Annotated in this window: 13 protein-coding genes and 2 pseudogenes; 8 read left to right on the top strand and 7 right to left on the bottom strand. The window is 44.6% G+C overall.

What is annotated here, in order from left to right; genetic code table 11:
* Nucleotides 1-20 precede the first annotated feature (20 nt).
* Together QUA53_RS07460 and QUA53_RS07455 are read right to left on the bottom strand one after the other, a co-directional pair.
* Nucleotides 21-542, bottom strand: a complete 522-nt coding sequence (locus tag QUA53_RS07460; protein WP_333095921.1) for a pentapeptide repeat-containing protein — start codon at nucleotides 540-542, stop codon at nucleotides 21-23.
* Nucleotides 543-570: 28 nt separating this feature from the next.
* Nucleotides 571-2,292: an iron ABC transporter permease gene (locus QUA53_RS07455; RefSeq protein WP_333095922.1), complete on the bottom strand. Its 1,722-nt coding sequence runs from the start codon at nucleotides 2,290-2,292 to the stop codon at nucleotides 571-573.
* 126 nt (nucleotides 2,293-2,418) lie between these two features.
* Between QUA53_RS07455 and QUA53_RS07450 the strand changes: the two genes are divergently transcribed.
* Entirely contained in the window at nucleotides 2,419-3,504 is a 1,086-nt protein-coding gene (locus QUA53_RS07450) for an ABC transporter ATP-binding protein (protein ID WP_333095923.1), read from the top strand.
* Nucleotides 3,505-3,555: 51 nt separating this feature from the next.
* On the opposite strand, the gene QUA53_RS07445 is transcribed toward QUA53_RS07450, so the two are convergent.
* Nucleotides 3,556-3,891, bottom strand: coding sequence for an element excision factor XisI family protein (locus QUA53_RS07445; RefSeq protein WP_333095924.1), 336 nt, complete (start codon nucleotides 3,889-3,891; stop codon nucleotides 3,556-3,558).
* The gene (locus QUA53_RS07440; protein WP_333095971.1) at nucleotides 3,876-4,232 is read right to left on the bottom strand and encodes an element excision factor XisH family protein; all 357 of its coding nucleotides are present in this window, start codon (nucleotides 4,230-4,232) and stop codon (nucleotides 3,876-3,878) included. Before QUA53_RS07440 ends, QUA53_RS07445 begins: the two co-directional genes overlap by 16 nt.
* 209 nt (nucleotides 4,233-4,441) lie before the next feature.
* On the opposite strand from QUA53_RS07440, the gene QUA53_RS07435 reads away from it, so the two are divergent.
* Both QUA53_RS07435 and QUA53_RS07430 read left to right on the top strand, forming a co-directional pair.
* The gene (locus QUA53_RS07435) at nucleotides 4,442-5,176 is read left to right on the top strand and encodes a DCL family protein (RefSeq protein ID WP_333095925.1); all 735 of its coding nucleotides are present in this window, start codon (nucleotides 4,442-4,444) and stop codon (nucleotides 5,174-5,176) included.
* Between the two features lie 25 nt (nucleotides 5,177-5,201).
* Nucleotides 5,202-5,507, top strand: a complete 306-nt coding sequence (locus tag QUA53_RS07430) for a hypothetical protein (RefSeq protein WP_333095926.1) — start codon at nucleotides 5,202-5,204, stop codon at nucleotides 5,505-5,507.
* 156 nt (nucleotides 5,508-5,663) lie between these two features.
* Here QUA53_RS07430 and QUA53_RS07425 read toward each other — a convergent pair whose 3' ends face one another.
* Complete coding sequence (locus tag QUA53_RS07425; protein ID WP_333095927.1) at nucleotides 5,664-6,434, bottom strand: TerC family protein; 771 nt, start codon at nucleotides 6,432-6,434, stop codon at nucleotides 5,664-5,666.
* A 337-nt stretch (nucleotides 6,435-6,771) separates the two neighbouring features.
* Here QUA53_RS07425 and psaM point away from each other — a divergent pair, with 337 nt between their 5' ends.
* Nucleotides 6,772-6,867 (top strand): photosystem I reaction center subunit XII, encoded by a 96-nt coding sequence (gene psaM / locus QUA53_RS07420; RefSeq protein ID WP_015174804.1) that lies wholly within the window; start codon nucleotides 6,772-6,774, stop codon nucleotides 6,865-6,867.
* Nucleotides 6,868-7,152: 285 nt separating this feature from the next.
* Nucleotides 7,153-7,569 (top strand): slr1601 family putative cell division protein, encoded by a 417-nt coding sequence (locus QUA53_RS07415; RefSeq protein WP_333095928.1) that lies wholly within the window; start codon nucleotides 7,153-7,155, stop codon nucleotides 7,567-7,569.
* Nucleotides 7,570-7,792: 223 nt separating this feature from the next.
* On the opposite strand, the gene ctpA is transcribed toward QUA53_RS07415, so the two are convergent.
* On the bottom strand, nucleotides 7,793-9,031 hold the full coding sequence (gene ctpA / locus QUA53_RS07410) for a carboxyl-terminal processing protease CtpA (RefSeq protein WP_333095929.1): 1,239 nt from the start codon (nucleotides 9,029-9,031) through the stop codon (nucleotides 7,793-7,795).
* A gap of 585 nt (nucleotides 9,032-9,616) precedes the next feature.
* Between ctpA and petB the strand changes: the two genes are divergently transcribed.
* The 3 genes and pseudogenes from petB to QUA53_RS07395 form a co-directional block, all read left to right on the top strand.
* Complete coding sequence (gene petB, locus QUA53_RS07405; protein WP_015174799.1) at nucleotides 9,617-10,285, top strand: cytochrome b6; 669 nt, start codon at nucleotides 9,617-9,619, stop codon at nucleotides 10,283-10,285.
* A 184-nt stretch (nucleotides 10,286-10,469) separates the two neighbouring features.
* Entirely contained in the window at nucleotides 10,470-10,952 is a 483-nt protein-coding gene (gene petD / locus QUA53_RS07400; RefSeq protein ID WP_333095930.1) for a cytochrome b6-f complex subunit IV, read from the top strand.
* Nucleotides 10,953-11,157: 205 nt separating this feature from the next.
* Nucleotides 11,158-11,875: pseudogene (locus QUA53_RS07395) on the top strand (transposase); the annotation flags it as partial.
* A 43-nt stretch (nucleotides 11,876-11,918) separates the two neighbouring features.
* Here QUA53_RS07395 and QUA53_RS07390 read toward each other — a convergent pair.
* Nucleotides 11,919-12,776 (bottom strand): annotated as a pseudogene (locus QUA53_RS07390) (IS630 family transposase).
* Nucleotides 12,777-12,784 lie beyond the last annotated feature (8 nt).

Here is a 12,784-nt window from a genome sequence, read left to right as displayed (position 1 = left end):
ACCGCCGAATCGAATCAACTTTAATTTTTAATTTTACCATCCGGCATTATAGCCCCTGTCAGGTTTGCCCCTGTCAGGTTTGCCCCTGTCAAATCAGCACTATTTAAGTCAGTTTCACTTAAATCGGCATTACTAAGATTGGCATTATTCAGTTTTGCCCCTCGCAAAAAAGCCCCCTTAAGATTTGCCTTACTCAAATCAGCATTTGTGAGATCAGCAGAAAATAAACCTGCTTTTTCCAGAGAAGCACCTTTTAAATTTGCACCTTTGAGATTGACACTATCGAGTAAGGCTTCATTAAGTTTGACCTTTTCTAGCACAGCACCTTCCAATTTAGCACCATTGAGATTAGCGCTGGTTAAATCAATGTCACTTAACTTGGTATCAGTCAGGTCACATCCTGGACATTGCTTAGTTTTTTGTAATGTTTCGAGGGGGCTTGCCACCTGTTTTTGACATCCCAAGGTGACAAAAAAAGTAAGTAGTAAGAAGGAGATTGTGACAGTAGTACGGGTAAAGATTGGTGAATTTTTATTAATCATCTTGATTTGTAAAGGGATAATTTAACCTTTAACTGTTAACCGTTAACTCAGTTGAACACTTGCGCGATCGGGCAATTTTCCAACTCAATAAAATTACCGGTAACATCCCCACTAAAACAATAGCCAATGCTGGGCCCGAAGCTTCGGCCAATCGCTCATCTGAGGCAAGTTGATAAGTTCGCACCGCCAAAGTATCAAAGTTAAAAGGTCTAATAATTATAGTAGCAGGTAACTCTTTCATCACATCAACGAATACTAACATCATGGCAGTTAGTAAACCTCCAGTCATCATTGGTGTATGAACTGTAACCAAAGTTTGCATCGGACTATAACCCAAACTTCTTGCCGCATCATCTAAATTAGGCTTGATTTTGCTCAAACTTGACTCCACCGCATTTAAAGAAACAGCTAGGAAGCGAACTATATAGGCAAATACCAAAGCTGCGATCGTACCGCTTAACAACAAGCCTGTAGAAATCCCGAATTGCTGGCGCATCCAACTATCAAATAGATTGTCAAATTTTCCAATGGGAACCATAATCCCTACTGCAATCACGGAACCAGGTACAGCATAGCCCATTGCCGCAACTCTCGTTCCTAACTGCACTCCTAAATTAGGATATAACCGTAAACCATAAGCCATAATCAAGGCAATAATAACGGCCAAAATTGCTGTCAGGGTGGCCAAAATTAAACTATGACGGGCAAAGATCCAAAAACGTTCATCTAAAGTGAGTTGCCAGTTAGCTAATGTCAACTGGACTAAAAGACCTGCGGGCAATAAAAAACCAAAAAATAGCGGCATCAAACAAGCAATTACGGCTAAGATTTCCCTAATTCCTTTAAGTTGATAAGTTTGTAGTTGGCGATAGCGGCTGCTAGCTTGATAATATTTAGTCCGACTGCGGGACCAGCGTTCTAGTAAAATTAGACCTAGAACAAATAATAATAACAGGGCAGCTAATTGATTGGCTGCAATTCGTTCTCCCATACCAAACCAAGTCCGATAAATACCTGTGGTGAATGTATCAATTCCAAAATACTGAACAGTCCCATAATCGTTGAGAGTTTCCATCAAAGCCAGTGCTAAACCTGCTACAATTGCAGGTCTTGCCATTGGTAATGCAACTGTAATAAAACTCCGCCAAGGACTACAGCCCAGTATTCTACTAGCTTCTAGGGTACAAGTGGATTGCTCCAAAAATGCGACTCTTGTTAATAGGTAGACGTAGGGATATAAAACTAATATTAGCATTAAGATTGCTCCAGGGAGCGAGCGCACGTTAGGAAACCAATAGTCTCCATAACTCCAGCCAAAAATATAACGCAAAGCAGTTTGAACTGGGCCGGAAAATTCTAAAAAGTCTGTATAAGTATAAGCTAAGACATAAGCTGGAGCAGCTAAGGGTAAGAGTAATGCCCATTCAAATACGCGACTCGCCCGAAAGCGACACATTGTTACTAGCCACGCACATCCTACGCCAATCGCGACAACACCAAAGCCTACGCCGATCATTAACAATAAAGAGTTGACTATATAACGGGTTAAAACTGTATCGGTTAAATGTTGCCATGTATCTTTAGCTTCAAAAAAGATACTGGATAAGACACTGATGACTGGTATGGCGATCGGCAATGCTAAAGCGATAACTGCAAGTGTCCACCCACTAGCCGATAGACCGCGTAAGGTCGATAGCCATTGGATTGTCCTGATTCCTGTTTGGTGTAGTGATTTTTGGGAATTTTTCATTGCTAGTAAAAAGTCTAGCCTGCTACTTTATCAGTAGGTGTAAACATTTGTCAAGGCTTTATGATAATTAATCTCACTAAACTGGTATATTGTAGAATTGTAAGTTGTTGATTATTTATAGCAATAATGGCTCGACCGATAATTCTGCATTTGGATGGTGTAACAAAACAGTATTCCCAAGCAGCATCACCTGCGGTGGCATCTGTCACCCTGACCTTACATCAAGGAGATATACTGGGGTTGTTGGGGCCATCGGGTTGTGGGAAAACAACGTTGCTGCGGTTAATTGCTGGTTTTGAACAGCTACAAGCAGGGACGATCGCTTTAGCAGGAAAAACTGTAGCGAGTGTTAATATGTCAGTCCCGCCGGAACAGCGAGACATTGGTATGGTGTTTCAAGACTATGCACTATTCCCCCATTTGACAGTCGCGAAAAATGTAGCTTTTGGGTTGACGCATCAAGGAAAAGAGTCAAAGCATAATATTCACAAAGGTGTCACAGAAGCATTAGCGCTGGTGGGATTAGAAGGATTGGAAAACCGTTATCCCCATGAATTATCCGGGGGTCAGCAACAGCGAGTGGCGCTGGCCCGTGCTTTAGCCCCTCGACCTGCGATTATTTTACTAGATGAACCGTTGAGTAATTTAGATGTACAAGTACGGTTGAGATTGCGTCAGGAAGTCCGCGAGATTCTCAAAGCAACGGGAACCTCTGGTGTATTTGTCACTCACGATCGCGAAGAAGCACTTTCGATTTCAGATTGGGTAGCGGTGATGCGTCAAGGCCAATTAGAACAGTTTGGCACTCCAGAGGAAGTTTATCAAGAACCAGCATCTCGATTTGTGGCTGAGTTTGTGACGCAAGCTAATTTTGTTTCTGCATCGCTGAAGCAGGATTTTTGGGAAACAGAAGTAGGTTGTTTTGCTGTTAAAGGAGATTCATCTTCACAAGTTCCCTGTGATGTTTCTACTGAAGGAGAATTGATGATCCGGCAGGAAGATTTAAGTTTATACTTAGATGAAGATTCGGCTGTTGTGATTTGCGATCGCCAATTTTTAGGTAGAGAAAATCGTTATTGTTTAAAAACACCTTCGGGCGAAAAGTTATATGCACTTACAACCCCAGGAAATGTTTTTCCCATTGGTTCTAAAGTTCGATTATCTTGTGATAATTCTCCCTTAGCTTTCTTTGTCGGTAAGTCTAAGCCATAGCTAATTGCTAATTGCTAATTGGGAAACAATCCTCCCCCTCTTCCTTCTTCCTTATACTGTCTGATAGGTTTTCTGTCTATCGCTGTTGTCAGGGAAGGGGCTAGTCACGATATCCTCTGCTTTTATACCCGCTGCAATCAGCGCTTGACTTAGACCTTCCTCGAAGTTATCTTCTTCAATTACAACTTGATTATCGACTAAACGAGCATGAAACAGAATTGTGTCAATCCAGCGCTGTTTATCCCAGCCTGTAGCCAAAATCAGAAAGTGACCAGAATCGACATCACAGACGGGGTAAAGCTGGATCGCCTGTAAGCGGGGTTGGGCGCGAGTTGCTTCTTGCAGGGTTTTTTTGAGGATGTCTGCATAGCTTAGTGAGTTATCCATTGAAGAATCACCTCTTGACTTGGTTCGTAAACTAATAAGTTAATTTTATTTCGCGGGACGGCTAACTGAAAAATCGGTTTTTGAAAGTGTTTAATGTAGATGGTTTGGCTCACAGCTAAAAACAACTGACGCTCCGGCCCTTGCCCTTCCAATGCCCATTGGTAAAGCTGAAGCTGTCCCATCGTTTTTTCCAGTTCACTGATGACTGAGGGTGAATCGAAGTCTTTGATTTCAACAGCGATTTTATGCCCTTCTTTTTCCGCAGTAAAAAACTTTTCTGCTCCTAAGTCGGCTTTCAAAAGTGTCTGTTCTAACACTAAGACTAAAGGATCGTCCGTAATTGTCTACCCGTCTTTTTCGAGGGTGCGACGTAGGGAGAAGTGTAAATTATCGCGTCTAGACATTCGACATTCGAGAATTGAGGTTAGGAAAGATAAGCAGGGACTTTTTGAACTCCTATGTCTTGCAGATATCGCTTATTATGATATAGGGTAACACATCTGCGATACAATTTAAGTTATACCTCATATAAAACTGGTAGGGAGTTTAAATGGCAAGGCAACCAATTGTTCTCAATGGAATAGAGTTCAAATTCCAGAAAGATGCTATTGAACACTTCAGAAATATGTTGGAGCGCTATCGAAATGGTCAAAGCATAGCAGGTGATGATCACGATATGTTACTAGCTCTTCTGGAGCGCCATCCTGAAGCAGATAAAAAGATTGGATGTGGTATAAAACGTTTGTACAAATATAGAACCGATATGCCGACAAGTTGCTTTTGGATAGAAAGAACAGATGGATCTAAAACAGATTTTTCTTATCGCACAGCGATTTCTGCTAAAGGAAAGTCTCTTTATCAAGATTTTTTAGAAGCCTGCCGTGCCGCTGTTCAAGATGATCTTCGGCTAACTAAAAAAATATTCTTTGAAAACTTTGCCGATCAGGATGGAAGAGTTGAATGCGATATTACTGGTGATAAAGTAGCTATTTATGAGAGCCATCTTGACCATAAAAAGCCCTTGACATTTCAGGTTCTTGTGAACACTTTTATTGGCGCTAATGATATTGAAATAAAACCTGAAATGTTGTTAATGTCCCAGGATGCCCAGTTTCAAACAACTATGATTGATCAAGAGTTAAAGGATAAGTTTCGACGATATCATCATAAAATGGCGCAGCTTAGGGTTATTAAAGCGGAACAAAATCTTAGTCTTGGCGGCTCGGAGAGAATTCGGAAGAGCCGTAATCCTGTATTGATTCCTAATGAACTTGTAGGTGACTGACGTATCACATCTCTGTGGGAGTGGATTGACTCAGATTTCTGGTGCATCGCGAATTTTTCTGGCAGCCACTCAACAGGAAGGTTACATTTTTTACCGACAGGTGAAATTCGATCGCCTGCAACTCCTTCCCCTCGCCCGCCTTATTTCCCTAAACTCCTCAAAAAATACAGCCACCACCAAGGTTCAATTCAGATGCGGATCGATCGCCTGCGATCGCCAATATGCCACCAACCCCCTCAGCAAGCAATCCCCTCGCTATCCCACCAGTCTCACCATTGCTGAGTCTGATTTTGATAACTGCCTTCCCATAGGATCGATTGTACTCCGATAAGTTCTATCGGCTGCTGAAGGAAAGGATCTTACAAAATAAAAGCCTTTCATCTCCGGACCAAAGTCACCGGGATGAAAGGCTTTGGCAGGTTTTGACCAGCCTTAAATCTTGTTGGTTTTGACAGATTTAAGCTAATTTTCTTCAAATGAAAGTCTGTTAATTTTCGGACTTTTGTCCTTGAGATTCTCGCACAGCAAGTTCTGAATCCGGCTGATTGAGAGCCATTTCTAGAGATTTTGCAATCTCCGCTGGCTCTAGAGTGCGCTTAGAAAATCCCCACACAAACATCAAGACGATACTGGAAACTAGCAGCCATTGGGGAGGAACTAAATCTGGATTAATTACTTTCACCAACAACCGCAGTCCCACGAACCCAACTGTGATGTAACCAGCACTTTCTAGGTGAACGAACTCATCCAGCCAGCGGATGAACAACCCGGCCATGAATCGCAGGGCAATAATTCCAATAGTAGCGCCTGTTACGACGATAAAAGTGTTATCAGAAACAGCTATGGCAGTAGTAACGCTATCCAAGGAAAACGCTAAATCCGTAAAAGCAATCATGGGAATTGCTTGCCACACAGTCGCAAATCTGGGCCCGTGATGTTCTCCTTCAGAATCTGTATCTGAAGTAAAATGTTGGAAAACCAGCCACAGCAGGTAGAGAGCGCCAAGCAGTTCAAACTGCCAGTATTGAATCACCCAAGTAGCCGTTAAAATTAGTAAGATCCGCAGGACAAAAGCAATTATCAAACCCAAGTTGAGAGCATTTTGCTGTTGCTTGGCATCTTCTAAACCTTTAGAAATAGACGCCAGGGCGATCGCGTTGTCAGCCGAAAGTACAGCTTCCAAAGCCACCAAAACCAACAATAATAAAAAGCCGTCAACTCCAAAATTGGGTGAAGCGTCGAGAAATTGATCTAGCATTAACTATTTTGTGAACCTAAGATTGGCAAGGGTCGAGCGCAGCGCAAATTACCCGCTCTGTCTAAAATTAGTGTCACCTTCATTTAAATCTTAACCTAACGCGGTAATTCTGTGGGAGGCGATCGTCCGAACAACTTCCCAAGCAAGCAGTCCCAGGCAACAAGGAAAAATTATCCCCCTCCAAGACTCAAAAACTGCGCCACTGGGTCACTGGACCACTGGGGCACTCCCCCCGGACGCACCATTTGTGTTGCAAGTTGTAACAAATGATTCCCAAAAGTGCCAATTTGTCTCAAATTGGTGAAAGCTCGTGCCCGCGAAAAGGAGTTTTGCGAATATGTCTTTAACAGATACCCAAGTCTACGTAGCGCTCGTAATTGCTTTGATTCCCGGAATCTTGGCTTTCCGGCTGTCAACTGAACTGTACAAATAGTTTCCAGACACCAGTTGCGAACCGCAAAACGCCTGCCTGACCAGTTAAATCTCTCGCATTACAGATACAGACAATTACTGCCGCAGTGCAGTAGATTGTTTGTGTTCAGCAAGACGAGACTGCAAGGGCAGGCATTTTTATGGGGAAATTCTGTCTTCACACGTCACCTTTGTCTCAACAATTTTGGCTGTCAGCACCCTGACAAACAGCGGCGAGTGTGCGTTAAGCTCAGAATTTGCTCTTTTGAACTCTAAAACGTCAGTCTCAGGTATTTGAAAAAACATTATGCAAGCGATTCAACCCACCGTTACCCCACTGCGTCCTGTAAAAAAATCCCCTCGGGTTACTCCTCGTCGCAGTAGCAGCCGTCAGCGTTCTTACCCTCACCAAACCCTCGCGGCCGAAACAGGCGTCAAGTTGGCAGTCAACATGGTACTTTCAGTCTGTGCCACTTCTGCTTTGGTTCAGCTTTGGCCTCACTACCGGGCGGTGCAAGAAAAATTGCACGAAATCCAAGCTGAAGTCAATCTTACCCAAGGGCGAGTAAATCAGTCGCGAGCCGACTTTAACCGCTACTTTGACCCTAGTCTTGCTAAAACTGTGATGCAAGAGCAAAGCAACCAAGCTGACCCGCAGCAGCGTCCGGTGATTTTGCAAGAAGCCGACGTACCCGACGCCGAGGAATCAACCCCCCAACCTTAAGGGAAGGGCTGTTTTGGGTTTTGATATCACGTCCGATGTGCATCATTCTTGTATGTCATTGGTTCGCACAGCGAACAATGACAGATGAATCTGTCGGACGTGATATCACTTTTGAGTAAAAGAGTTTTTAGGATGATTCTTGTCTGTCCGGGCGAACGAAACGCAGAGACAGACAGACCTGCGTATTGTCACCTTTTGCAATCTCAAAACTTCAAACTCCGGCTTATACTGACTTTGCCAGCACGGTTTTTTCTTTCAGTAGTTGCAGTGCAGCTTGATATTGCAAGTCTGCTTCGGTGCCGATTTGATCGCGCGCGATAGGTTCCAAAGGCACTACGCGATCGGGCGAAATCCCCAGCTTGTTAATATCTTTATGGTTAGGTGTTTCGTACTTAGCAACAGTCACGGCCAACCCGGAACCGTCAGACAAATCAAACAGCGACTGAATCAGTCCTTTGCCAAAAGTCTTTTCTCCTACCAGTTGAGCTCTGCCGTTATCTTGCAGCGCACCAGCCAAAATTTCGCTAGCACTGGCACTTCCCTTGTTCACCAAAACAATCAGCGGATCGTGAGTTAGGGCTTGTCCAGAGGCTTCAAAACTGCCGAGAATGCCTTGTCTGTTCACCGTGTAGACGATCGTCCCGGAATCGAGCCACAGGCGGGCAATTTCAATTCCTGCTTGCAACAGTCCGCCCGGGTTGTTTCGCAGGTCGAGAATGTAGGCGGCGGCTCCTTGTTTTTCCAAGCGGTCGATAGCGTGAGCGACTTCCTCAGTGGCGTTAGCGCTGAATTGACTCAAGCGAATGTAGCCCACCGGCAAATTTTCCGACCCCGACTGCAATTCGGCGTAAACCGGATTCAGCGCTATGCGATCGCGCACTAGCTCAATTTCCTCAGCAACGTCCCTTCCCTCGCGCCCCAAGGTCAAGGTAACGGCAGTGCCGATGCGGCCGCGCATTCGAGTTGCTGCTTCGTCTAGGGTCAATTCTGAGGTAGGAGTGCCATCAATTTTCAGAATGCGATCGAGGGGTTGGATACCAGCTTTATCCGCCGGTGAGCCGGCCAAAGGAGCCACCACTGTCAGGGCATTTGTCTGGGGGTCGATCGCAATTTGCAGCCCCACTCCCGTCAATTCTCCCGAAGTGTTGACCTGCAAGCTGCGGTACTGTTCGGGTTTCAGCAGTCGAGTGAAGGGGTCGTCGAGTTTCGCCAGCATCCCCTGAATAGCCGTGTAAGTCTGCTGTCTGTCGTTAAGCGGTTCCTTGACAGCTTTTTGGCGAATCGACCACCAGTTTTGAGAGTTGAAGCTGTCGTCCACATAAGAGCGATTGACAATTCGCCAAGCTTCGCTCAATAGCTGCTGTTCAGGAGTCAGCGCCGCCGCAGGCTGCGTCCACCCGCCTAGAACTAGGGCGACTTGGAGGAAAAGTACAATAGCAATCTGGAAAACTCGTCTGTGCATGATTTTTCTGTAAAAGATAGGCAAGTATTGCATCTCGTGTATTTTAAGTTTGTAGGCTTTTAAGGTTTTGGGCATTTAACTCTCCCCAAGGCATTCGGGATTAGTCAAAAGTCCGCCAACAAAAAATTAGTTAAATGTAACATTTAATCGCAAAATGAGTGAAGTTTTATCATTAATATTAAAATTAATGCCCCAGCGACCCGCAGGCAGGCTCGGACTTTAGTCTGTAGCTCGGCTCTTGGCTGTATGCCTGGTAGGGGCGGATGTTGAGCTTGCAGAACATGGTATTTGAGACTCGGCAAAAGCTTCGCTCGTGTGAAAATTGCACGGCAATTATGTTACATTTTTTATCACAGTCTGGAATTCGATCGGGCAACGCCAGCGAGTAGGGACAAGCCACCGCTTAGTTTCCCAGGGCTTGCAGGCGATCGCACAATAGAGTTCCTTTCGTCAGCTCCAAATTTAAAAAATAGCCTCAGGCATTTGCTAATAAAAGCAAGCTGCTCGGCGCGGGGCGACAAAAAACCTTGTGGCTGCTGCCCTGAACCTCAACCACAGCAATATTCTTTTAGGAATTCTGGCTCCATGTTTTCTAAACAAATCACCGACTCAAAAACCTACCAGTGGTTTGAGGAACGCCTGGAAATTCAGGCGCTCGCCGATGACATCACTACGAAGTACGTACCCCCCCACGTCAATATTTTCTACTGCTTGGGCGGAATTACTTTAGTTTGCTTTCTGATCCAGTTTGCCACTGGCTTCGCCATGACTTTCTATTACCGTCCCACGGTAGCAGAAGCTTTTTCTTCAGTGCAATACCTGATGACTGAAGTCAACTTCGGCTGGCTGATCCGCTCCATCCACCGCTGGTCTGCCAGCATGATGGTGCTGATGATGATTTTGCACATCTTCCGGGTTTATCTGACAGGCGGCTTCAAAAAGCCCCGCGAATTAACCTGGGTGACAGGAGTAATCTTGGCAGTCATCACTGTTTCTTTCGGCGTGACAGGCTATTCCCTGCCTTGGGATCAAATCGGTTACTGGGCAGTTAAAATCGTTTCCGGCGTCCCCGAAGCTATCCCGTTTGTCGGTTCTTTGATGGTTGAGCTGCTGCGCGGCGGTGTCAGCGTCGGTCAAGGCACTTTGACTCGCTACTACAGCTTGCACACTTTTGTGTTGCCTTGGCTGATTGTAGTCTTCATGCTGGCTCACTTCTTGATGATTCGCAAGCAAGGTATCTCTGGCCCGTTGTAAGTTTTGAGTTGGGGGGGCGGTACTTTTTTTGCCCCCCCGCTGAATTGTGAGTTGAAAATTCAGAATTCATCGCTCATGATATTTATTTACGGCTAATACTTCCTGCGATCGCGCCGCTGATTCAAACTAACGAATACAGCGGAATGGCAGGCCCGGGTAAAACTAAAAGGAGAACACTCTCACTATGTCTATTATCAAAAAACCAGATTTGAGCGATCCCGCGCTCCGCGCTAAGCTCGCTAAGGGCATGGGTCACAACTATTACGGCGAACCAGCTTGGCCTAATGACTTGCTCTACGTTTTCCCTATAGTGATCATGGGAACGATTTCTCTGTGCGTGGGTTTGGCCGTACTAGACCCGGCTTTGGTTGGCGAACCTGCTAATCCTTTTGCTACTCCGCTGGAAATTCTGCCGGAATGGTATTTGTGGCCTGTGTTCCAAATCCTGCGCGTTTTGCCTAACAAATTGTTGGGTATTGCTTGCATGGCTGGTGTTCCCCTTGGCTTGATTTTGATTCCGTTCATCGAAAATGTTAATAAGTTCCAAAATCCGTTCCGCCGCCCTGTTGCTACTACTGTTTTCCTGTTGGGAACTGCGGTAACTCTGTGGTTGGGTATTGGTGCTATTTTCCCGATCGACAAATCTTTCACACTGGGTCTTTTCTAAGATTTAAGTTTGCTTGATTATGACGCCTGCGGGTTTCCTGTAAAGTGCTTTTGTACTGGTGGGAAACTTTAGCGGGCGTCATTTTATTTTAGATTTTAGATTTTAGATTTTAGAGTTGGGATTGGGGATTTTTTATTTAGGGCTTGCTGGATAAGTGCACAAAGGTTAGACGGCCTGGTTATGGACTCGTGCGATCGAGAAAAGTGTGCAAGATAAACAGGTAAAATACTACAAAACCCTTGCATCACCCAGTGCGAGCGCCTACAGAAAAGCTGAGCTTGCCTCAAGTCTCCCATCCGAGTTTGAACTGCCCTTTGAAGGAAGGTTGTCATCAGACAACCGTTGAATAAAAATAGCCGAACTAATGCCGTGGTCAGAGTTTGAAGCAGAGTATGCTGAAAACTTCCCCACAGAAAAGGGCTTAAGGGCCAAATCATTTCGGATGGCATTGGGAGCATTAATCATCAAAGAAAAACTCGGAATTAGCGATCGCCTCACAGTAGAACAGATACGGGACAACCCCTATTTACAATACTTTATCGGTCAATCAAGCTACAGTAACGAGCTACCCTTTGACCCATCTCTATTAGTTAATTTTCGACAAATAATTAGTCCGAACTTGATTAATAAAGTCAACGAAAGAATGGTTGAAAAAATCCGCCCCTCACCCCAATTAAACCAGAAAAAAAAGGATTCGGACGCCAAGAATGACTCACTTAATCGCGGAAACTTGCTCGTAGATGCTACCTGTGCCCCAGCCGACATGAGTTTTTCAACCGACTTAGGAATATTAAATGGGGCTAGAGTTCATACAGAAAAAATCATAGACATCCTGTATAAACAAATCACAGAAAAAAACAATAATTTACCGTAATCTAGTAAGAAAAGACTATTTAGCAGTAGCCAAACAAAAACGACCCACCTGAAACAAAAGAAGAGAGGCAATTATAGCAACCGCCAAGGCGGTTAGGATGCAAGGCGTAGGACATCTTCGATCGCATCACGTAAAAAGTCAAACCGCTTTAATTGTTTGCGGATTCGACTTTTGAGCCAAGACTCTTCTTTGTTCAATCCTGTTCAAATCAGGGGAGTACGACGGTAAATACAACAATCTACACCCTAGACTTTGAATCAATTCCTCAATTCGACCACCTTTATGAAACGTGGCATTGTCCATCACCACCACCTGTCCTGTCACAAGTGTTGGCAGTAAACAAGTTTCTAGCCACATTTCAAAAACTGTTCGATTACACGCTCCAACGACGGTAAAAGGGGCGAGCAATTTTTGGTTACATAGAGCAGCAATCATATTTACCCTACCCTCACCTCGGCCCGATTGCCCCTGTTCGTTCCAATCATAATCATACTGGTCTCTATTATCCATGCCAGATTCATCAACATAGACAATCTGAGCCGAGGGAATGGTGGACAATTCGGTTACAAAAGCCTGACGCTTGACTTCATCCCGCGGACGGTAGCCGTAGGTTTTTTTTTCGAGTAAAACCAATTTTTCTCAAAGCCCGCGAGATTATGCGTGAGCTAATTTCTCTATCCCAAAGTGAGGCCATTTCAACTTGAGTTTTATCCCCATGAGTCTTGGCTTGCCTCACGAAATTTCTCCCAATCACTAATTTTATGACCGTTACCGTTTGGCTTATTAGGTAATGCTAAAAAGTCTCCTGTTTCGGTTTGTCGCTTCAACCATAAGCCGATTGTGTTGCAACTGATATTAAACAGTATACTCGCTTCACTAATCTTTAATCCATCTAGTTTGATAGCTTGAATGACTTTCTGACGTAGGTCGTAAATGTAGGGTTTTGGCAAGGGTCGGG

Source organism: Microcoleus sp. Pol12B3 (assembly GCF_036701355.1).
Lineage (GTDB): Bacteria > Cyanobacteriota > Cyanobacteriia > Cyanobacteriales > Microcoleaceae > Microcoleus.
The sequence above is the reverse complement of the archived record's forward strand: the minus strand, read 5'-3'. Positions and strand labels throughout refer to the sequence as shown.

Coding starts and splice junctions, on each gene's coding strand:
- QUA53_RS07460 (WP_333095921.1), bottom strand. CDS start 542: ATGATTAATAAAAATTCACCAATCTTTACCCGTACTACTGTCACAATC.
- QUA53_RS07455 (WP_333095922.1), bottom strand. CDS start 2,292: ATGAAAAATTCCCAAAAATCACTACACCAAACAGGAATCAGGACAATC.
- QUA53_RS07450 (WP_333095923.1), top strand. CDS start 2,419: ATGGCTCGACCGATAATTCTGCATTTGGATGGTGTAACAAAACAGTAT.
- QUA53_RS07445 (WP_333095924.1), bottom strand. CDS start 3,891: ATGGATAACTCACTAAGCTATGCAGACATCCTCAAAAAAACCCTGCAA.
- QUA53_RS07435 (WP_333095925.1), top strand. CDS start 4,442: ATGGCAAGGCAACCAATTGTTCTCAATGGAATAGAGTTCAAATTCCAG.
- QUA53_RS07425 (WP_333095927.1), bottom strand. CDS start 6,434: ATGCTAGATCAATTTCTCGACGCTTCACCCAATTTTGGAGTTGACGGC.
- psaM (WP_015174804.1), top strand. CDS start 6,772: ATGTCTTTAACAGATACCCAAGTCTACGTAGCGCTCGTAATTGCTTTG.
- QUA53_RS07415 (WP_333095928.1), top strand. CDS start 7,153: ATGCAAGCGATTCAACCCACCGTTACCCCACTGCGTCCTGTAAAAAAA.
- ctpA (WP_333095929.1), bottom strand. CDS start 9,031: ATGCACAGACGAGTTTTCCAGATTGCTATTGTACTTTTCCTCCAAGTC.
- petB (WP_015174799.1), top strand. CDS start 9,617: ATGTTTTCTAAACAAATCACCGACTCAAAAACCTACCAGTGGTTTGAG.
- petD (WP_333095930.1), top strand. CDS start 10,470: ATGTCTATTATCAAAAAACCAGATTTGAGCGATCCCGCGCTCCGCGCT.